Origin of the sequence: Streptomyces albireticuli, from assembly GCF_021228125.1 — a bacterium.
Taxonomy (GTDB): domain Bacteria; phylum Actinomycetota; class Actinomycetes; order Streptomycetales; family Streptomycetaceae; genus Streptomyces; species Streptomyces albireticuli.
Map to the genome: position 1 here is coordinate 201,624 of NZ_JAJQQS010000009.1, position 20,188 is coordinate 221,811.

Below are 20,188 nucleotides of genomic sequence, written 5' to 3' on the forward strand. Positions count from 1 at the left end.
TCTCCGCGAATCGCGAATCGTTGGTCGAATCGGTGGCCCGCGTCACACCGACTCCCTAACATCGAGGAACCGTCGCACGATCTTTGCCGGGAGGCTTCATGATCCGCCGAAGGACCGCGCTCTCCGTCTCCGCCGTCGCCCTGCTGGCCGCGGCCCCGGCCCTCACCGCCTGCGGCTCCACCGCCCATCCGGGCGCCGCGGCCGTCGTGGGCCACGACCGGATCACCGTCTCCCAGCTCCAGGCGCGCGTGGCGGAGGTCCGGGAGGCACAGCGGTCCTCCCCGCAGGGGCAGCAGGCGGCGGCCAACAGCGCCCGGCTCGGCCAGGACACCCTCGTACGGCTCATCCAGTACCGCATCGTCGAGAAGGCGGGCAAGGACAACGACGTCACCGTCTCCCGTCGCGAGCTCCAGGAGCAGCGCGCCCAGGTCGAGCGCTCCAACGGCGGCCCCGAGGCGGTGCGCGACAGGTTCCTCGCGCTCGGGATCGCGCCGGACCAGATCGAGCGGGCCCTGACCGTGGAGCTCGTCCGCGCCAAGCTCGACGCCAGGTTCGGCACCGAGCGGACCAACCAGCTCCTGATGCGCACCTCCGACGCCCTGCACGTCGACGTCAACCCCCGCTACGGCACCTGGGACTCCAAGCGGGGCACGGCGCAGACCGCCAGGGAGCCCTGGCTGCGCGCCGCCGCGCCCGTCGCGGAGCGCCCGGCCTGAGCCGTGCCGGGCCCGCCCGTACCGGCGCACCCGCCCGGGCCGTGCCGGAACAGGGACCGGAACAGGGCCAGGAACAGGGCCAGGAACAGGGCCAGGAACAGGGCCCGGACGGTGCCTGACGCGGCGCGCCTGGGCCGCCGTCCGCGGCGTCGCCTAGGCTCGGCCGTGTGAACGAGTCCGAACCTGGCCGCATCGTCCTGCTCACCACCAGCCACCGGGTCGCCCCGGGCCTGCTGTCCTGGCCCGCCTGGCAGGCGCTGCGCGCCGCCGACCGGGTGCTGTGCGCCGACCCCGGCCACCCGCAGCTGCCCTATCTGCGGGAGGCCGGGATCGAGGTCGAGCACGGCTCGGCCACCGCCCGCGAGCTGGTCGACTACTGCCTGGCCGGCCGTGGCGCGGTCGTGCTCACCTCCGCCGAGGGCGAGTCGGCCCTCACCGACGGGCTGGCCCGGCTGGCGGGCTCCGGCCGGGAGGCGATGCCCGCCCTGGAACTGCTCCCCGGCTCGTACGATCTGCCCGGCGCCCGGCTGCTGGACCTGGTCCAGGTGATGGACCGGATCCGCCGCGCCTGCCCGTGGAGCGGCATCCGCACCCACGAGGACCTGGCGAAGTACGGGCTCGAAGAGATGTACGAGATGCTCGAGGCCATCGAGACCGGGGACCGGGAGGCGCTGCGCGAGGAGCTCGGTGACGTCCTGCTCCAGGTGGTCTTCCACGCCCGGATCGCCCAGGACGACCCGGACGAGCCCTTCGCTATCGACGACGTGGCGGGCACGATCGTCGACAAGCTCATCCACCGCCACCCGCACGTCTTCGGCGAGGAGAGCGCCGAGACCCCGGAGGAGGTCAAGGCGCACTGGCTGCGCGCCAAGGCGGAGGAGAAGGGCCGCGACTCGGTGACCGAGGGCGTCCCGCTGGGGCAGCCGGCGCTCGCTCTCGCGGCGAAGCTGGCCTCCCGGGTCCGTACGGAGGGCCTGGACGTGGCCCTTCCGGACGGGGCCGGCTTCGGCTACGAACTGCTGGCCCTGGCGGCGCGCGCCGAGGCGTCGGGCGTCGAGCCGGAGACCGCCCTGCGCGCCGCCGCGCGCGCCTACCGCGACGCGATCGTGGCCGCGGAGGCGGCGCGGGGCACGGCCGGCTGAGGTCAGGCCGTCCCGGCCGCGGCCGCCGTCAGCTTCTCGGCGGCCTTGGCGAGACCCTTGGTGAACGCCTCCTTGCCGCGGTCGCCGTGGGCGCCCCAGTTGTTGCGGACCGTCGTGACGGCGCCGCGGCTGCGCACGGTGCCGAAGTCGAAGTCCATGGCGTACTCGCCGACGAGGATGGTGACGGCGTAGCCGAGCGAGTCGTCGCCGGCCTTCGCCACGTCGAGCTTCCGCACCGTCACCGCGGCCTTCTTGCCGTTCATGGTGCTGGTGAAGGAGGAGCAGGCGCCGACGGCGGTGCGCAGCGCGGTCATGGCCTTCTCGGCCTGCTCGCGGGTGTAGCCGCTGACGTCCTGGCTGATGTTGGTCTCGTCGCCCCGCTTGACGAAGACCTGCTGGACGTTCGCCTTGTAGTCCGCCTCGGGACGGCCGGAGTTGATGAGGGTCACCAGGGGCGCGCACTGGGCGCGGGCCTTGTCGAGGATCTCGTCGGGGGCGCCCATGGTCTTGTCGATGACCGCGTTCTCCTCCAGCTTCCAGCCGGCCGGCAGGTCCGCGGTCCCGATGAGGGCGTTCTTCGCCCGGGCGGCGGTGAGGTGCTCCGGGGCGCTGCTCGGCTTCGCCTTGTTTCCGGGGCTCGACGTGGCTCCGGCGCCGGAGCCGCTGCCGGGGCCACTGCCGGAGCCGCCGTCGCAGGCGGTGGCCAGCAGCAGCGTCGAGGCGGCCAGGGTGGCGACCGCGAACCGGCGGGGGTGAACGTGCACGGTTGTTCCTTAGGGAAACGGATCCGGCGGCCGGCCGGGGAACGGCCGGAGCGGCAAGATCATCAAATGACCCGAATGTCGAACGTAAGTATGACTTCGGGGCCGGTTCGCCTCCGGTCGGGCACCCGTTCGGCCTAGGTGCCGACTTGTCCGGGCGGCCGCCGGGTACCCGAGATCCATGCGCATCGAGTACTCAGTCCTCGCCGCCCCGCACTGGGCGGGGGGCATCATCCAGTTCATCGTCGGCATCGTCGTGGTCGCGCTGCTGATCGTCGCCGTCGTCAAGGGCTTCCGGAAGCGGGACCAGGAGCCGCCGCCGCCGTCCGCGCCGCAGCGCCGGATGGGGGCCTGGCAGACGCGCCAGGAGCACGAGACCGGGCCGACGTCGCCCGACCACGGGCCCGGGCACAACGACGAGGAGGGTGTGGTCGGCTATGTCACCGAGCACCGCGAGTCGCACGAGCTGCACCCCGAGGCGGAGGGGGAGCGGGTGCTCCCGCACGAGGTGCAGAACCCGGGGAGCCACCCCGAGGAACTGTCGGAGGAGCGGAAGAAGTGGAACCCGAACAGCAGCGGCGGCTTCGGCAGCGGCGGCCCCGGCCACCACTGAGGCCGCCGGGTCGCGCCACGGCGCGGGGACGGTCCCTCTGCCCGCCCCCGCCGCGCGCTCCGCGACCCCTCGGCCCGCTCGCCCCTGCCGACGCGGGCGACGCGGGCGACGCGCGGCTCCGCCGCGTGACCGGGCCGCAGCGGACGAGGCCCGGCGGTCCCGGCCGCGCCGGTGACCCCGGCCGCCTCGGATGCCCCGCCCTTCCTGCCCGTCCCGCCCGTCCCGGCCACCTTGGATGCCCCGCCCGTCCCGGTTGTCCCGGCCGCCTCGGATGCCCTGCCCGTCCCGGTTGTCCCGGTCGCCTCGGTCATCCCGGTCATCCCGGTCGCCCCGGCCGTCCCGCCCGTTCCGGCTCCCTGACCGCCCCCGCCACGTCGGCGGCACGGCCGTACCGACCACCGGTCGCCCCGGCCACCCCGGTGGCCCCGGCCGCCCTGGTGGCCCTGCTCACCCCGCCCACCCCTGTGGCCCCGCTCACCCCTCCCACCCCGCTGGCCCCGCTCACCCCGCCCACCCCCACCCCGCCCTCCTAGTAGCGTCGGAGCGTGCACGACAAGACCGCCTCGCCCGCCCCCGCCCCCGCGCCTCCCCTCTTCACCTGGGAGTTCGCCGCCGATCCGTACCCGGCGTACGCCTGGCTGCGCGAGCACGCCCCCGTGCACCGCACCGCTCTCCCCAGCGGTGTCGAGGCATGGCTGGTCACCCGGTACGCCGACGCCCGCCAGGCGCTCGCCGACCAGCGGCTCTCGAAGAACCCCGTGCACCACTCCGAGTCCGCCCACGGCAAGGGCAAGGTCGGCATCCCCGGCGAGCGCAGCGCCAATCTGATGACGCACCTGCTCAACATCGACCCGCCGGACCACACCCGGCTGCGCCGGCTGGTCTCCAAGGCGTTCACCCCGCGCCGGGTCGCGGAGTTCGCGCCCCGCGTCCAGGAGCTGACCGACCAGCTCATCGACGGCTTCGCGGAGAGAGGGGAGGCCGACCTCATCCACGAGTTCGCCTTTCCCCTCCCCATCTACGCGATCTGCGACCTGCTCGGCGTGCCGCGCGAGGACCAGGACGACTTCCGCGACTGGGCGGGCATGATGATCCGCCACGGCGGCGGGCCGCGCGGCGGCGTCGCCCGCGCGGTCAAGCGGATGCGCACCTATCTGGCGGAACTGATCCACCGTAAGCGGGAGAACCCGGGAGAAGACCTCATCTCCGGTCTTATCCGGGCGAGCGACCACGGTGAGCACCTGACGGAGAACGAGGCCGCGGCGATGGCCTTCATCCTCCTCTTCGCCGGTTTCGAAACAACTGTGAACCTGATCGGTAACGGAACCTACGCCCTGCTGCGCCATCCGGAGCAGCGCGCGCGGCTCCAGCGGGCCCTGGCCGAGGGTGACGAGACCCTGCTCGCCACCGGTGTCGAGGAGCTGCTCCGCTACGACGGGCCGGTGGAGCTCGCCACCTGGCGGTTCGCCACCCAGGACCTGACGCTCGGCGGGCAGCGCGTCGCCGAGGGCGACCCCGTGCTCGTCGTCCTCGCCGCCGCCGACCGCGACCCCGAGCGGTTCGCCGACCCCGACACCCTCGACCTCGCCCGCCGCGACAACCAGCACCTCGGCTACGGCCACGGCATCCACTACTGCCTGGGCGCGCCGCTCGCCCGGCTGGAGGGCCAGGCGGCGCTCGCGACGCTCCTGCGCCGCCTTCCGGACCTGCGGCTGGCCGCCGACCCGGAGGAGCTGCGCTGGCGCGGAGGGCTCATCATGCGCGGACTGCGCACGCTTCCGGTGGAGTTCACGGCACAGGGAAAATGACCCCATGTCATACCATGCGCCCCGCATGTGATCTGCGCGTGACCTGCGCTACACCGGCTTGTGACTCCCGGGGGCCGTCGCTATCTTCGACGACCATATCCGCCGCCACACGAGAGGCCACCGCATGCGCTCCGGGAACGGTCGACATCGCAGACCCCGCCAGGCACCCGCCATCGTGGTCGCCGCGGGGGTGACGGGATCGGCGCTCGCCATGCCGCTGCTCGCCGCCACGGGCGCCCACGCCGCCGACGCCCCGACCTGGGACCGCGTCGCGCAGTGCGAGAGCGGAGGCATGTGGAGCGCCAACGCCGGCAACGGCTCGTACGGCGGACTCCAGCTCACCCAGGAGCTCTGGGAGCAGAACGGCGGCCGCACGTACGCCCCGCGCCCCGACCTCGCGAGCAGGTCCCAGCAGATAGCCGTCGCGGAGAAGATCCTCAACGGCAGCGGCCCGGGCACCTGGCGGAACTGCGGTACGTCGGCCGGGCTCGGCAAGAACGGCCCGGCTCCGGAGGTGAACCCCGGCAGCACGAAGGATCCCTCGCGGGAGGCGCCCTCCGCCCCGCGCGCGCCGGAGCACTCCCCGTCCCCGTCGACGGGCCGCCCGGATTCGGACGCGTCGGCGCGTCCGACGGAGCCCTCCAAGCCGGCGGAACCGTCCGGATCGGCGAAGCCCTCCGAACCGTCCTCCTCGCCGTCCCCGTCGGCACCCGCCCCGAGCGGAACCCCTTCCGGCTCCGCGAAGCCCGGCAAGGACGCCGGCTCCCCGTCTGGGACGCCCTCCGATACGCCCTCGGCCCCCGCGGGCGAGCGGCCGGACGCCGGGCACGGCGGCACCCCCACGGACGACCCCACCGAAATCCCCACGGGCTCCGGCCCGTCCGCCCCGGGCCCCGTCAACCCGCCTACGGGCACCCCCGGCACGAGCCCGGGCCCCGCGGACTCCGGTACGCCCGGCACCCCCGCCGGGGAGGGCACCGGCAAGCACCGCGCGGATCCGCCGCGTTCGGACGGCGGGGAGCGCCCCTCCCGCGGCGGCGACGAGGCGCGCCCCGGGGTGCCGGCGGCGGGCGACTACACCGTCCGAGCCGGTGACAATCTGTCAGCGATAGCGGAGAAGCACTCCGTTACGGGTGGCTGGCACTCGCTCTACGAGCGCAACGAGAAGGTGGTCGGCAAGGATCCGGACCTGATCCTTCCTGGTCAGAAGCTTGAGATGGGCAAATAGCGCGGCAGTTCGGGGGGAATGTCCGTTCCCAGTCGAAAGTGAGACATGGGTCTCGTTGCTTTTCGGCGGAACGCCATCCTCCCGAACTTTCCGCACCGCCTCTCACCTGCGGAAATGTCGGGTTCCCATGGGTAACTAGAGGCAACTGTGGCTGGAAAGAGGGGTTTGAACCCTCCGGCCGACTGTGTTTACCGTCGTGACCGCTCGCCACCGCGAGCACCACGGTCGCCACGCCGAATCCTGCCGGCGGCCGGCGGAGTCGTCGCGTTGAGCGCCGTAGGCAGGAGCGGGGGAACCAGGTAAGTGCCGGGACGGATTCCGTCGGTCGACCAAGGCCGGGGGAGACCGGAACGGCTAGGGGTGAAGCCGGGAGTGCTCGCACGACCGGCCGGGCGAACTCACTAGCCCGAACCCGACAGCTCACCTCGTAGGCGTCGGTGAGGAAACGACTCATGTCCAAGGGCAAGCACCGTCGTCCGTCCAAGGCCGTCCGTATCGTCACGCTCGCCGGTGTCACCGGCGCGGCCGTCGCCGCCCCGCTGATGATCGCCACCTCCGCGAACGCCGCCTCCGTCTCCACCTGGGACAAGGTCGCCCAGTGCGAGTCCAGTGGCGACTGGTCCATCAACAACGGCAACGGCTACTACGGCGGCCTCCAGTTCTCGAAGTCCTCCTGGGACGCCGCGGGCGGCGGCCAGTACGCCGCGTACCCGCACCAGGCCACCAAGAGCCAGCAGATCGCCGTCGCCGAGAAGCTGCTCGCCATGCAGGGCCCGGGTGCCTGGGGCTGCGCCGGCCCGGGCGGCCTGACCGCCGGTGGCCCGAAGGCCGACGTGGACACGTCCGGCTCCGGCAGCACCACCAAGTCCTCGCGAGGCACCTCCACCAAGTCGCACGCCGACCGCAGCGAGCGCCAGGCCGCGCCCAAGCGGACCACCCCGAAGCAGAGCGCCCCGAAGTACGTCGCCCCGCAGGCCGACGACCAGGACGAGGCCCCCGCGCCGAAGCCCGCCGCCCCGAAGCACTCCGCCTCGGGTTCCTTCAAGAAGGGCGACGGCGAGTACCAGGTCAAGGAAGGCGACACCCTCGCCAAGATCGCCGAGACCCAGAAGGTCAAGGGCGGCTGGCAGGAGCTCCACAAGCTGAACAAGGACGTCGTCGAGGACGCCGACCTGATCTTCGTCGGTCAGCAGCTGCACCTGCGCTGACCCGGCGGGCGCACCGCGCCCCGCCGTCCGGCCCCCGTCGACCGCCTGCCGGCCGGGGCCCGGACACCGAACGCAGCGGTCGCCCCGCTCCGCCGCGCCCCCGGGCGCGGGCCGGAGCGGGGCTTCCGCCGTTTCCCGGCCCGCTGCCTCCGGGCCCCGGGGAGTTCCCCGACCCCTTCACCGCTGAGCGAACACCCTTGACATTCGTCCGCTGATCTCGGCGTTTGTGTTGTTTTTTCCGGCTTCCCGGCCCGGGAAACCGGTCCAACGGCAGGGGGAGCCCCCGGAGCCCGTTAGGCTCGTGCCCAGAACTCCAGACACACACGAAGGAGACCCTCGTGCCGTCCATCGACGTCGTCGTAGCTCGCGAGATCCTCGACTCGCGAGGCAACCCCACGGTCGAGGTCGAGGTCGGCCTCGACGACGGCTCCACGGGCCGTGCCGCCGTGCCGTCCGGTGCCTCGACCGGTGCCTTCGAGGCCATCGAGCTCCGTGACGGTGACAAGAACCGTTACCTCGGCAAGGGCGTCGAGAAGGCCGTCCTGGCCGTCATCGAGCAGATCGGCCCGGAGCTCGTCGGCTACGACGCCACCGAGCAGCGCCTGATCGACCAGGCCATGTTCGACCTGGACGCCACCGACAACAAGGGCTCGCTCGGCGCCAACGCCATCCTCGGCGTCTCCCTCGCCGTCGCGCACGCCGCGTCCGAGGCCTCCGACCTGCCGCTCTTCCGCTACCTCGGCGGCCCGAACGCGCACCTGCTGCCCGTTCCGATGATGAACATCCTCAACGGTGGGTCGCACGCCGACTCCAACGTCGACATCCAGGAGTTCATGATCGCGCCGATCGGCGCCGAGTCCTTCTCCGAGGCGCTGCGCTGGGGCACCGAGGTCTACCACACCCTCAAGGCCGTCCTGAAGCGCAAGGGCCTGTCCACCGGCCTCGGCGACGAGGGCGGCTTCGCCCCGAACCTGGGCTCCAACCGCGAGGCCCTCGACCTCATCCTCGAGGCCATCAAGGAGGCCGGTTACACCCCCGGCCAGGACGTGGCGCTCGCGCTCGACGTCGCCGCCTCCGAGTTCTACAAGGACGGCGCGTACGAGTTCGAGGGCAAGTCCCGCTCGGCCGCCGAGATGACCGACTACTACGCCGAGCTCGTCGCCGCGTACCCGCTGGTCTCCATCGAGGACCCGCTGTTCGAGGACGACTGGGCCGGCTGGCAGACCCTCACCGAGCGCCTCGGCGACAAGGTGCAGATCGTCGGTGACGACCTGTTCGTCACCAACCCCGAGCGCCTCGGCCGCGGCATCGAGGAGGGCGCCGCCAACGCCCTGCTGGTCAAGGTCAACCAGATCGGTTCGCTGACCGAGACCCTGGACGCCGTCGAGCTGGCCCAGCGCAACGGCTTCAAGTGCATGATGTCGCACCGCTCCGGCGAGACCGAGGACGTCACCATCGCCGACCTGGCCGTCGCCACCAACTGCGGCCAGATCAAGACCGGTGCCCCGGCCCGCTCCGAGCGCGTCGCCAAGTACAACCAGCTGCTGCGCATCGAGGAGATCCTCGACGACGCCGCGGTGTACGCGGGCCGCAGCGCCTTCCCGCGCTTCAAGGGCTGAGAATCTCCCCCGGGGAGCCGAGAAACTCCCCCGGGAGAGTCGACAGCCTCACTACGTCCCCGGCCACGGTCCCGTACCGTGGCCGGGGACGTACGTTCGTAACGGGGAGGCGATGTGGTGGCTGACCGGTTCTCCACCGCGACCAAGCTCAAGGCGCTCGGCACGGTGCTCGTCAACGGGCCCTCGGCCCGGACCTACCGCGCCAAGCCGCCCCGCCGCAGCCGGCTCACCGGCCGCGCCGCGCTCCTCGCGCTCGTCGTCTGCTCCCTGGTCGTCGCCCTCGCCTACCCCATGCGCCAGTGGGTCACCCAGCGCTCGGACATCGCCGACCAGCGGCGCCAGTCCGAGCGGGCGCGCGAGCAGGTGCAGCGGCTGCTGGACCACAAGGCGCGCCTGGAGGACCCGGCCTACGTCGAGCAGCAGGCGCGCGAGCACCTGCACTACGTGCGCGAGGGCGAGACCGGCTACAGCGTGGTCGACGGCAGCGGCGACGCCAAGCGGCCCGAGGACCAGGGCGCCGCGGACCGCCCCTGGTACAGCAACCTCTGGGACGGCGTGGACACCGCCGACGCCGACACGCCCTGAGCCGCACCCCCGACCCCGATCCGAGACCGAGCGAGCACGAGCGAGCACATGGACACCCCTCCTCCGAAGACCGAGCCCACCGAGCCCACCGACGCGGACATCGCCGCGTTCAAGGAGCAGCTGGGCCGCCCGCCGCGCGGGCTGCGCACCATCGCCCACCGCTGCCCCTGCGGCAACCCCGATGTCGTCGAGACCCAGCCGCGCCTTGAGGACGGTACGCCGTTCCCGACGCTGTACTACCTGACCTGCCCGCGCGCGGCCTCCGCCATCGGCACGCTGGAGGCGGACGGCGTCATGAAGGAGATGACGGCGCGCCTCAAGACCGACCCGGAGCTGGCCGCCGCCTACCAGGCCGCGCACGACGACTACATCACCCGCCGTGACGCGATCGAGGTGCTGGAGGGCTTCCCGAGCGCGGGCGGCATGCCGGACCGCGTGAAGTGCCTGCACGTCCTCGTCGGCCACTCGCTGGCCGCCGGCCCGGGGGTGAACCCGCTGGGCGACGAGGCGATCGCGATGCTGCCCGAGTGGTGGGCGAAGGGTCCGTGCGTGAGCCCCTGCGGGGGTGACGAGAAGTGACCCGCGTCGCCGCGGTCGACTGCGGCACGAACTCCATCCGGCTGCTGGTCGCCGACCTGGACCCGGCCACCGGGGAGCTCACCGAGCTGGACCGCCGGATGACGATCGTCCGGCTCGGCCAGGGCGTGGACCGCACCGGCCGGCTGGCCGACGAGGCCCTGGAGCGGACCTTCGCCGCCTGCCGGGAGTACGCGGAGGTCATCCGCGAGCTGAAGGCCGAGCGCACCCGCTTCGTGGCGACCTCCGCCTCGCGCGACGCGGAGAACCGCGCGGACTTCGTGCGCGGGGTCGTGGAGATCCTGGGCGTGGAGCCCGAGGTGATCAGCGGTGACCAGGAGGCGGAGTTCTCCTTCACCGGCGCGACCAAGGAGCTGACCGGCCGCGACGACCTGGCGAAGCCGTATCTGGTGGTCGACATCGGCGGCGGCTCCACGGAGTTCGTCGTGGGCGACGACCGGGTGCGGGCCGCGCGCAGCGTGGACGTGGGCTGCGTCCGGATGACGGAGCGTCATCTGGTGGTGGACGGCGAGGTGTCCGACCCGCCGGCGGCCGACCGGATCGCCGCGATGAGGGCCGACATAGAGGCCGCCCTCGACCTCGCGGAGGAGACCGTTCCGCTGGGCGAGGCGAAGACGCTCGTGGGGCTGGCCGGCTCGGTCACCACCGTCGCCGCGATCGCCCTCGGCCTCCGGGAGTACGACTGGTCGGTGATCCACCACTCCCGTATCTCGCTGGAACGGGTGCAAGAGATCACCGACGAGCTGCTGACGTCGACGCACGAACAGCGTGCGGCGATCCCCGTGATGCACCCGGGCCGGGTCGACGTGATCGCCGCCGGGGCGCTCGTCCTGCGCTCGATCATGGAGCGGACGGGGGCCCGGGAGGTCGTCGTGAGCGAGCACGACATCCTCGACGGGATCGCCTGGAGCGTCGCCTGACGGGCACCGCGGAAAAAGGTTCGTGAAATCCTTCACATGAAAAAATGGCCGACGGGCCACGGCAGGGGACCTTTGGGTCCCCTTTGTCCGTCCCGGGGGCTGTCGCGACCGGAATGGGTCCGGTTTCGGGTGGGTTAAAGGAACGTTTATGCAGGCGGCTCCGGACCAGTGGTCCAGTCGCCTCACACGCCACAAGGCCAGTTCAGTGGGGGTGCACAACGCACGCCCGGACGCGGTGGTTCCCTTTCCGTACCATGACATGGGTCACGGAGGCGGCGGAGTGTAGCAGACAGGCCCCCACACCTTGTGAAGGGGCTCACGAGCACCCGTGTCGGGAGTGCTGGATACTCGAAACATGAGCACCACGGAGCGTCCACGGATCCTCGTAGTAGGCGGCGGGTACGTCGGCCTGTACGCGGCGCGCCGCATCCTGAAGAAGATGCGGTACGCGGAGGCGACCGTCACAGTCGTCGACCCGCGCTCGTACATGACCTACCAGCCCTTCCTGCCCGAAGCAGCTGCCGGCAGCATCTCCCCCCGCCACGTCGTGGTGCCGCTGCGACGCGTGCTCCCCAAGGCGGAGGTCCTCACCGGCCGCGTCACCACCATCGATCAGGACCGCAAGGTCGCCACGGTCGCGCCGCTCGTCGGCGAGGCCTATGAGCTGCCCTTCGACTACCTGGTCATCGCGCTCGGCGCGGTCTCCCGTACCTTCCCGATCCCCGGCCTGGCCGAGAACGGCATCGGCATGAAGGGCATCGAGGAGGCCATCGGCCTGCGCAACCACGTCCTCGAGCAGCTCGACAAGGCCGACTCCACGACCGACGAGGAGATCCGCCGCAAGGCGCTCACCTTCGTCTTCATCGGTGGCGGCTTCGCCGGCGCCGAGACGGTCGGCGAGGTCGAGGACATGGCCCGCGACGCCGCGAAGTACTACCCGAACGTCAAGCGCGAGGACATGCGCTTCGTCCTGGTCGACGCCGCGGACAAGATCCTTCCCGAGGTCGGGCCGAAGCTCGGCGCGTACGGCAAGGAGCACCTGGAGAGCCGTGGGGTCGAGATCCACCTCTCCACCTCGATGGACTCCTGCATCGACGGCCACGTCGTGCTGAAGAACGGCCTCGAGGTCGACTCCAACACGATCGTGTGGACCGCGGGCGTCAAGCCCAACCCGGCGCTGGCCCGCTTCGGCCTGCCGCTGGGCCCGCGCGGCCACGTCGACACCTCCGAGACCCTCCAGGTCCAGGGCACCGACTACATCTGGGCCGCCGGCGACAACGCCCAGGTCCCGGACATGATCGGCCGCAAGGCCGGCAACCCCAACGCCTGGTGCCCGCCGAACGCCCAGCACGCGCTGCGGCAGGCCAAGGTCCTCGGTGACAACGTCATCTCGGGCATGCGCGGCTTCCCGCAGAAGACGTACGAGCACGCCAACAAGGGTGCGGTGGCGGGCCTCGGCCTCCACAAGGGCGTCGCGATGATCGTCATGGGCAAGATGAAGATCAAGCTCAAGGGCCGTCTCGCCTGGTACATGCACCGTGGCTACCACGGTCTGGCCATGCCGACCTGGAACCGCAAGATCCGCGTCTTCGCGGACTGGACCCTCGGCATGTTCCTCAAGCGCGAGGTCGTCTCGCTCGGCGCCATGGAGAACCCCCGCGAGGAGTTCTACGAGGCGGCCAAGCCGGCCCCCAAGCCGCAGGACGCCTCGGCGCCCTCGCAGAAGGCCAAGGCTTCCTGAAGTCCGCTGGTCCGATCCGCGGAGCTCGCGCTACCGCGGTCGTCGTAGCCGGAAGGCGTCCACCAATCCGTGGGGTGGGCGCCTTTCGGCGTGTTCGGAAGCGCAGAGTCGATCTAGTCTGACGGAACGGGACTACCGGACCCACTCCGGGTGTTTAGGTGTCAGTTGAACGTTTCTCCTGACCTTGCATCATGGAGGTGTGCGACATGGCCGACGCCGCTCGACGGCTCACCGCGCTCGCGGAACAGGTGCTGGGGGCTCCGCTCCCGATCCGGCTCCGCGCCTGGGACCGCAGCGAGTACGGCCCCCCGGGCACACCCGTCCTGGTCGTCCGCCGCCGTCGTGCCCTGCGCCGGTTGCTGTGGAAGCCCGGCGAACTCGGCCTGGCCCGCGCCTGGGTGGCGGGTGACCTCGACGTCGAGGGCGATCTCTACGAGGCGCTCGAACTGCTCGCCGGCTCCCTCTGGGAGCGCGACGAGGACACCGCGGGCCCCAAGGGCCTCGCGGCCCTGCTGGCCGCCGTGCGCGACCCGCGGATGCGCGGCGCGGCCCGCGAGCTGGTCAGGCTCTCCGGCCCCGGACTCCGCCCCCGGCCCCCGCGCGAAGAGGTCCGCAGGACCGGCGGACGGCTGCACACCCCGCGCCGCGACAAGGCGTCCATCAGCCACCACTACGACGTCGGCAACCCCTTCTACGAGCGCGTCCTCGGCCCCTCGATGGTCTACTCCTGCGCCTACTGGGAGAGTCCGCAGAGCACCTTGGAGGACGCCCAGCGGGCCAAGCTCGACCTCGTCTGCCGCAAGCTGGCCCTGGAGCCGGGTCAGCGGCTGCTCGACGTGGGCTGCGGCTGGGGCTCGATGGTGCTCCACGCGGCCCGCGAGTACGGCGTCAGCGCCGTCGGCATCACCCTCTCCGAGGAACAGGCCGCCTACGCCCGTAAGCGCGTCGCCGAAGCCGGTCTGACGGACCGTGTGGAGATCCGGGTCCAGGACTACCGCGAGATCGCCGACGGGCCCTTCGACGCCATCTCCTCGATCGGGATGGCCGAGCACGTGGGCTCCGCCCTCTACGCCGAGTACGCCGCCGACCTGTACGCCCTCCTGGAGCCCGGCGGCCGGCTGCTCAACCACCAGATCGCCCGCCGCCCGCTGCGGGACGAGGAGGCCTACGAGGTCGACGAGTTCATCGACCGCTACGTCTTCCCCGACGGCGAGCTGGCCCCGGTCGGCCGGACCACCGCCCAGCTGGAGGAGGCCGGCTTCGAGGTCCGGGACGTGGAGGCGCTGCGCGAGCACTACGCGCTGACCCTGCGCCGCTGGGTGGCCAACCTGGAGGCCCACTGGGACGAGGCCGTCGAGCTCACCTCGCCCGGCCGGGCCAGGGTCTGGCGGCTCTACATGGCGGCGTCCGCGCTGTCCTTCGAGCGCAACCGGATCGGCGTCAACCAGGTCCTCGCGGTCCGTACCCCGGTGTCGGGGGAGTCCGGGGTGCCGCTGCGCCCGCGCGACTGGCGCTGAGGCCCGCGCCCCTTCCGGTACGGAAACGGGTCCGGCCCCGCAGCACGCGCTGCGGGGCCGGACCCGTATCGGAGGGGGTGAGGCTACTCGGCCTTGATCGCGGCGAGCATGTTGAGCTTCGCCGCCCGGCGGGCCGGCCACAGCGCGGCCAGCACGCCGACCAGGGCGGCCAGCAGCAGGAAGACGCCCATCCGGCCCCAGGGGAGCACCAGCTCGTAGGTGCTGAGGCCCTTCTTGATGAGGTCACCGGCGGCCCAGCCGAAGAACACGCCCAGGCCCACGCCCAGCACACCGCCGAAGAGCGAGATGATCAGCGACTCCAGGCGCACCATCCGCTTGATGCCCTTGCGGTCCAGGCCGATGGCGCGCAGCATGCCGATCTCCTGCTGGCGCTCGAAGACCGACATGGCCAGGGTGTTGACGACACCGAGGACGGCGACGACCACGGCCATGGCCAGCAGGCCGTAGAGCATGTTCAGGAGCAGTCCGATCATCTTGGAGATGCCGTCGGAGATGTCCTGCTTGGTCTGGATCTGGATGGCGGGGTTGTCGCCGAGGGCCTTGCGCAGGGAGTCCTCGGTGGTCTCCTTCACGCCGCCCTTGGTCTTGACCATGACCTGCCGGTCGTCGACCTGGCTCTGATGCGGGGTCAGGGTCCTGGTGTCGACCATGATGCCGTCCATCAGGGCGTTGCCCTTGTAGACGCCGGAGACCGTGAGCCTGCCCTGCTCGCCGTCCTCGAAGGTGACGGGGAAGGACGTGCCGAGCTTCCAGTGCTTCGCCCGGGCGGTGGCGTCGTCGACGACGACCTTGTCGCCGGTGAGGCCGCCGAAGGAGCCCGCGGTGAACTCGAGGTTCGTCAGCTTGCCGATGTTCCGGCCGTCGACGCCCTTGAGCTGCTGGTGGTCGCCGTCGATACGGGACGGGGAGTCGCGCAGCGGGCTGGTGGCGGTGACGTCCGGGTGGGCGGAGAGCTTCTTCTCCACATCGGTGGACAGCGGGGTCATGCCGGCCATGGAGACGACGTAGTCGGCCTTGAGGGAGCCCGTGGCCATCTTGTCGAGGGCCTGCTGCACGCTGCCGGCGATCACGGTCAGGCCGGTGATCAGGGTGAGGCCGATCATCAGCGCGGAGGCGGTGGCGGCGGTGCGGCGCGGGTTGCGGACCGCGTTCTGCCGGGCCAGCTTGCCGGGCATGCCGAACGGGCGCAGGAGCGGCGCCGCGGCGGCGATCACCGGGCGGGACAGCAGCGGCGTCAGCACGAACACGCCGATGAGGACGAGGCCCGCGCCGAGGCCCATCATGGTCGAGCTGGAGGCGGTCAGGACGACCGCGGCGCCGAGGGCGGTGAGGACGCCGCCGATGGAGTTGCGGACCACCAGGGACTTGGTGGTGGCCACGGCGTGGACGCTGTTCATCGCGGCGACCGGCGGGATCTTCGCGGCGCGGCGGCCGGGCAGCCAGGCGGCGAGCATGGTCACGACGATGCCGACGACCAGCGAGGTGACGACCGTGCCGGGGGAGACGACGAGCGGGCCGTCGGGGACGGTGGCCCCGGTGCCGCCGATGAGGGCGCGCAGACCGGCGCCGATGCCGATGCCCGCGAGCAGGCCCGCGACGCCGGCGACGGCACCCACGACGAACGCCTCGATGAGCACCGAGCGGGTGACCTGGCGGCGGCTGGCGCCGACCGCGCGCATCAGCGCCAGCTCCTTGGTGCGCTGGGCCACCAGCATGGTGAAGGTGTTGGCGATGATGAAGACGCCGACGAACAGCGAGATGCCGGCGAAGACCAGCAGGCTGGTCCGCATGCCGTCCATGCCCTGCGCGATGATCCTGGCCTCGTCGTCGGCGAGCTGCTTGCCGGTGGTGGCCTCGGTGTCCTTGGGCAGGACCTTCTCGACGGCGGACTTCAGGGCGGCCTGCGAGGTGCCGGCCGCGGCCTTGACGTCGATCTCGTCGAATCCGCCCGGCATGCCGTAGAGCTTCTGGGCGGTGGCGGTGTCGAAGAGGGCGAGGCTGCCGCCGGCGGCGACGTTGCCGTCCTCGGTGGTGAAGACGCCGGTGACCTTGTGCGGGAGGACGGGGCCGTCGACGGAGATCCGGACGGTGTCGCCGACCTTGTACCCGGCGCGCTCGGCGGTCTTCTCGTCCAGCGCGACCTCGCCGGCGCCGTGGGGCGCGCGGCCGCTCTTGAGCGGGTAGCGGGGGTCCTTGCCGCCGGTGCCGGGGTAGTAGTTGGCGCCGGAGGAGTTGAAGCCCTCGCCGGCGAGCTTGCCCTTCTTGTCGGCGACGGCGGCGAAGCCGTGCACCGAGCCGGTGACGGACGCGGCGCCGGGAACCTGGCCGATCTTGTCGAGCAGGCCCTGGGAGAGCCGGGGGGCCGCGCCGGGGTCGCTCTTGCCGCTGTCCCGCTTGTGCGGCTGGACGGCGACGTCGACGCCGGTGAAGCCCTTCTGGGAGCTCTTCTGGTAGGCGTCCGAGATGGTGTTGGTGAAGACCAGGGTGCCGGAGACGAAGGCCACGCCGAGCATGACGGCGAGGACGGTCATCAGCAGCCGGGCCTTGTGCGCGAGCACATTGCGCAAGGCGGTACGGAACATGTCAGTCCTGGGTGGGGTTCCCGCGCCGCCGAGCGCGGGGCGAGGGGAGGAGTCCGGGGGATGCGGTACGGGCCCGGGGCGGGGCCGCGCGGGTCAGCTCGTACGGCCCTTGGCGTCGAAGCGCTTCATACGGTCGAGGACGGCGTCGGCGGTGGGCCGGCGGAGCTCGTCGACGATGCGGCCGTCGGCGAGGAAGACGACGCGGTCGGCGTAGGAGGCGGCGACGGGGTCGTGGGTGACCATGACGACGGTCTGGCCGAGCTCGCGGACGGAGTTGCGCAGGAAGCCGAGGACCTCGGCGCCGGAGCGGGAGTCGAGGTTTCCGGTGGGCTCGTCGGCGAACATGATCTCGGGCTTGCCGGCCAGGGCGCGGGCGACGGCGACGCGCTGCTGCTGGCCGCCGGAGAGCTGGTTGGGGCGGTGCTTGAGGCGCCCGGAGAGGCCGACGGTGTCGACGACCATGTCGAGCCACTGCTTGTCGGGCTTCCGGCCGGCGATGTCCATCGGCAGGGTGATGTTCTCCAGGGCGGTCAGGGTCGGCAGCAGGTTGAACGCCTGGAAGATGAAGCCGATCTTGTCGCGGCGGAGCCGGGTGAGCTTCTTGTCGGTGAGGCCGGTGAGCTCGGTGTCGCCGATGGTGGCGGAGCCGCCGGAGACGCTGTCGAGGCCGGCCATGCAGTGCGTGAGGGTCGACTTGCCGGAGCCGGAGGGGCCCATGATCGCGGTGAACTCGGCCTGGCGGAACTCCACGGAGACGGCGTCCAGGGCGACCACCCGGGTCTCGCCCTGCCCGTAGACCTTGGAGAGCTCCGTGGCGCGGGCGGCCACCGCGGTGGTGCGGGGGGCGGCGGTCTGCACGCCGAAGGGGGTGGTGGTCACGGGAGAGCGCTCCTGTCGGGACGGGGGTCGAGGGGGACTTCCTCCATCGTCGCTGGCCCGGAGCGCGGGGGTGTCAGACCTGGTGCTCGTTCCCGGGGGAGACCCGGGAGGTATCCGCCCGGCCCCGTCTCCTCCTCTGGTATGAGGGGAGCCCCCAGGCGCCCCGGCCGTCCCGAAGGCGCGAGATTGCGACAATTCCACAGTCGTGAGCGGGTGGGGCCATGAGCGGGGGGTATCGGCCCGTGGCATGTGCCTTTGGCGCCGAACCTGTACTGATGTTCCCTCAGCTGCCCATAAAATAAGACAACCTCGGGTCCTCGTTCCGCTGTTTGGGGGGCGTTCCCGGGCTAGGCTCGTCCTGCTCTCCTTACAAGGGAGGCTCGCGCGCCTCTCTCCGACTGTGCGCTTGAGAGCCCTGCCCGGATGGTGGAATGCAGACACGGCGAGCTTAAACCTCGCTGGCCCTTCGGGCCGTGCCGGTTCAAGTCCGGCTCCGGGCACTCCTCAAAAATTCAACCTCGTCCGCGGGGCGGTTCACGCAAGGGCTTCGGCCGGTCTCCGGTCCGGATCCCGGAACGCGTGGCCCACCGAACAAAAAACCGGTCCGCCGGTGTGTTTTTCTGACTGACGTTCGATCGGTCACGAACCGTCGGATCCCATGGCGGGCCCGCGCACCGGCCGCCCGCGCCGCCGCCCGGGGGGTATTGCGGTGTCCCAAAGGACAATTGACGCTCCTGGCCGCTCTGGCTAAGTTTTTCGATGCTGCGGGATGGAACGTTCGTATTCCGTCCCGGGCGAGCTGATTGTGTGAGGGGGCGTTGGCGGGGCGCGGAGTTTCATTACTCCGGCAATTCGTCATCGGCAAGATATCGGCCAGTGGGATACGTATGCCGCCCTCCGGAAACCTGGAACTCAGTTCCGCCACACACCATGGTAGCCAAGAGGGAGCGACGGTACGATGGTTGAGCGCGCCAAGGTTATTGCCCTTTTTCCGGGCCAGGGTGCATTTGACGGCGCGGCACTCGCCGCGGCCTATCGTGAGTACCCGCAGATAAAGCGGGTTTTCGATGAGATCGACACGGTCAGCCGGGAATTCTTCTCCCGTGACCTCAGCAAGGTGCTTTTCGGTGATGTGACGCCGGAGATGGAGAAGCTGCTCGCGGACGACGCCTGGGTGTCGCAGCTGGCCATCTACGGCAGCAGTCTCGCGGCCTGGCAGATCCTGGCCGACGGCGGCGCGGAGGCCGACGTCCTGGTCGGCCACAGCCTGGGCGAGATCGCCGCCCTGGTCGCCGCGCAGGCCTTCTCCGTGGCGGACGGCGCCCGCATCGTCGCCCACCGTGTGCAGGTCATCGAGCGGCAAGGCCTGGCACCGGGCCGGATGGCCGCGCTGAGCGCCGACGGCGACCGGGTGCGCGCCCTGATCGACCTCATCGGTGACGAGCTGCTGAGCGTCGCCACCGAGAACCACGACACCCAGACCGTGGTGAGCGGCCCGCGGGACGCCATGGAGAAGGCCCTGGCCGTGTCCAGGCAGCTGGGGATCTCGACGGCGGACATCAGCTCGCCGTTCCCGTTCCACACCCCGATCCTCGCGCCGGCCGTGCCGGTCTTCGCCGGTCTGGTCGGCAAGCTGGACCAGCGCCCGCTGCGGACGCCGGTCTACTCCCCGGTCCTCGGCCGCTACTACGAGCCCGACGACGCCCTCGGCGAGCTGCTGGCCGAGCACTTCGTCAAGCCGGTGCGGTTCAGCGCCGCCGTGCGCCATCTGCACGGCGAGGGCCGCGCCGAGCGGTTCGTCGAGGTCGGCGGCAAGGCCGTGCTGACCAAGCTGGTCGGCAAGGTCCTCGGCTCCGGCGCCCGGCCGGCCACCTGGTCCACGCTGAGCCTGGGCGGCGACGGGAAGCTGGGCCTCACCGCCGCGCTCGCGGACCTCGGCACCCCCGCGGAGCTCGACGAGGGCAAGGCCCGGACCCTCGCCGCCGTCTTCGCCCCGGACGCCGGTGCGGCGGAGTTCGCCGAGTTCTGGGCCGCTTTCGGCGGCCAGCTCGTCGGGCTCGGCAAGGAGCGGCTGGCGGAGTTCCGCGCGGGGCGCGCCCAGGGCGCCGGCCAGGCCGCTCCCCGGGCCGCGGCGACCGGCCCGAAGCCCGGTGCCGGCGTCGAGCGCGGTGCCGTGGCCGATGCGATTCGTTCCATTTACGCGGCCGCGTTGGAGTACCCGGAAGAGGTCTTCACGGAGGACGTGTTGTTG

Annotated in this window: 16 protein-coding genes, 1 tRNA gene and 1 riboswitch; of the genes, 14 read left to right on the forward strand and 3 right to left on the reverse strand. The window is 71.6% G+C overall.

Features of this window, described 5'->3' with window-relative positions:
• The first annotated feature begins 98 nt into the window (after nt 1–98).
• Both LUZ64_RS18565 and LUZ64_RS18570 read left to right on the forward strand, forming a co-directional pair.
• Nucleotides 99–716: a SurA N-terminal domain-containing protein gene (locus tag LUZ64_RS18565; RefSeq protein ID WP_095578371.1), complete on the forward strand. Its 618-nt coding sequence runs from the start codon at nt 99–101 to the stop codon at nt 714–716.
• Nucleotides 717–883: 167 nt separating this feature from the next.
• Nucleotides 884–1,858, forward strand: coding sequence for a nucleoside triphosphate pyrophosphohydrolase (locus LUZ64_RS18570; protein ID WP_095578372.1), 975 nt, complete (start codon nt 884–886; stop codon nt 1,856–1,858).
• A 2-nt stretch (nt 1,859–1,860) separates the two neighbouring features.
• Here LUZ64_RS18570 and LUZ64_RS18575 read toward each other — a convergent pair whose 3' ends face one another.
• Nucleotides 1,861–2,622, reverse strand: coding sequence for a hypothetical protein (locus LUZ64_RS18575; protein ID WP_095578373.1), 762 nt, complete (start codon nt 2,620–2,622; stop codon nt 1,861–1,863).
• Nucleotides 2,623–2,800: 178 nt separating this feature from the next.
• On the opposite strand from LUZ64_RS18575, the gene LUZ64_RS18580 reads away from it, so the two are divergent.
• From LUZ64_RS18580 to LUZ64_RS18625, 10 genes are all read left to right on the forward strand, one after another.
• Complete coding sequence (locus LUZ64_RS18580; protein ID WP_095578374.1) at nt 2,801–3,232, forward strand: DUF6479 family protein; 432 nt, start codon at nt 2,801–2,803, stop codon at nt 3,230–3,232.
• A 545-nt stretch (nt 3,233–3,777) separates the two neighbouring features.
• Entirely contained in the window at nt 3,778–5,040 is a 1,263-nt protein-coding gene (locus LUZ64_RS18585) for a cytochrome P450 family protein (protein ID WP_095584561.1), read from the forward strand.
• Nucleotides 5,041–5,230: 190 nt separating this feature from the next.
• On the forward strand, nt 5,231–6,268 hold the full coding sequence (locus LUZ64_RS18590) for a transglycosylase family protein (protein WP_308251430.1): 1,038 nt from the start codon (nt 5,231–5,233) through the stop codon (nt 6,266–6,268).
• Nucleotides 6,269–6,530: 262 nt separating this feature from the next.
• Nucleotides 6,531–6,717: riboswitch (cyclic di-AMP (ydaO/yuaA leader) on the forward strand.
• 3 nt (nt 6,718–6,720) lie between these two features.
• Nucleotides 6,721–7,476, forward strand: a complete 756-nt coding sequence (locus LUZ64_RS18595; RefSeq protein WP_095584559.1) for a LysM peptidoglycan-binding domain-containing protein — start codon at nt 6,721–6,723, stop codon at nt 7,474–7,476.
• 338 nt (nt 7,477–7,814) lie between these two features.
• Nucleotides 7,815–9,095 (forward strand): phosphopyruvate hydratase, encoded by a 1,281-nt coding sequence (gene eno, locus LUZ64_RS18600; RefSeq protein ID WP_095584558.1) that lies wholly within the window; start codon nt 7,815–7,817, stop codon nt 9,093–9,095.
• A 114-nt stretch (nt 9,096–9,209) separates the two neighbouring features.
• Complete coding sequence (locus LUZ64_RS18605; protein ID WP_095584557.1) at nt 9,210–9,680, forward strand: FtsB family cell division protein; 471 nt, start codon at nt 9,210–9,212, stop codon at nt 9,678–9,680.
• Nucleotides 9,681–9,728: 48 nt separating this feature from the next.
• Entirely contained in the window at nt 9,729–10,259 is a 531-nt protein-coding gene (locus LUZ64_RS18610; RefSeq protein ID WP_095584556.1) for a DUF501 domain-containing protein, read from the forward strand.
• Entirely contained in the window at nt 10,256–11,197 is a 942-nt protein-coding gene (locus LUZ64_RS18615) for a Ppx/GppA phosphatase family protein (protein ID WP_095584555.1), read from the forward strand. Before LUZ64_RS18610 ends, LUZ64_RS18615 begins: the two co-directional genes overlap by 4 nt.
• 355 nt (nt 11,198–11,552) lie before the next feature.
• Nucleotides 11,553–12,938 carry an NAD(P)/FAD-dependent oxidoreductase gene (locus LUZ64_RS18620; RefSeq protein ID WP_095584554.1) on the forward strand — a complete coding sequence of 462 codons (1,386 nt, stop codon included), beginning with the start codon at nt 11,553–11,555 and terminating at the stop codon, nt 12,936–12,938.
• A 206-nt stretch (nt 12,939–13,144) separates the two neighbouring features.
• Nucleotides 13,145–14,455 (forward strand): SAM-dependent methyltransferase, encoded by a 1,311-nt coding sequence (locus LUZ64_RS18625; protein WP_095584553.1) that lies wholly within the window; start codon nt 13,145–13,147, stop codon nt 14,453–14,455.
• An 83-nt stretch (nt 14,456–14,538) separates the two neighbouring features.
• On the opposite strand, the gene LUZ64_RS18630 is transcribed toward LUZ64_RS18625, so the two are convergent.
• Entirely contained in the window at nt 14,539–17,058 is a 2,520-nt protein-coding gene (locus tag LUZ64_RS18630) for an ABC transporter permease (protein ID WP_095584552.1), read from the reverse strand.
• A 93-nt stretch (nt 17,059–17,151) separates the two neighbouring features.
• Nucleotides 17,152–17,937 (reverse strand): ABC transporter ATP-binding protein, encoded by a 786-nt coding sequence (locus LUZ64_RS18635; RefSeq protein WP_095584551.1) that lies wholly within the window; start codon nt 17,935–17,937, stop codon nt 17,152–17,154.
• A gap of 417 nt (nt 17,938–18,354) precedes the next feature.
• Between LUZ64_RS18635 and LUZ64_RS18640 the strand changes: the two genes are divergently transcribed.
• Together LUZ64_RS18640 and LUZ64_RS18645 are read left to right on the forward strand one after the other, a co-directional pair.
• Nucleotides 18,355–18,437: transfer RNA gene (locus tag LUZ64_RS18640), tRNA-Leu, on the forward strand.
• A gap of 458 nt (nt 18,438–18,895) precedes the next feature.
• A partial coding sequence (locus LUZ64_RS18645) for an ACP S-malonyltransferase (protein ID WP_232398590.1) occupies nt 18,896–20,188 on the forward strand: 1,293 nt, incomplete at its 3' end.

What these genes read in the sequence shown, in the direction of transcription:
- LUZ64_RS18565 (WP_095578371.1), top strand. Translation starts at nt 99, where the DNA reads ATGATCCGCCGAAGGACCGCGCTCTCCGTCTCCGCCGTCGCCCTGCTG.
- LUZ64_RS18580 (WP_095578374.1), top strand. Translation starts at nt 2,801, where the DNA reads ATGCGCATCGAGTACTCAGTCCTCGCCGCCCCGCACTGGGCGGGGGGC.
- LUZ64_RS18595 (WP_095584559.1), top strand. Translation starts at nt 6,721, where the DNA reads ATGTCCAAGGGCAAGCACCGTCGTCCGTCCAAGGCCGTCCGTATCGTC.
- LUZ64_RS18610 (WP_095584556.1), top strand. Translation starts at nt 9,729, where the DNA reads ATGGACACCCCTCCTCCGAAGACCGAGCCCACCGAGCCCACCGACGCG.
- LUZ64_RS18620 (WP_095584554.1), top strand. Translation starts at nt 11,553, where the DNA reads ATGAGCACCACGGAGCGTCCACGGATCCTCGTAGTAGGCGGCGGGTAC.
- LUZ64_RS18625 (WP_095584553.1), top strand. Translation starts at nt 13,145, where the DNA reads ATGGCCGACGCCGCTCGACGGCTCACCGCGCTCGCGGAACAGGTGCTG.
- LUZ64_RS18630 (WP_095584552.1), bottom strand. Translation starts at nt 17,058, where the DNA reads ATGTTCCGTACCGCCTTGCGCAATGTGCTCGCGCACAAGGCCCGGCTG.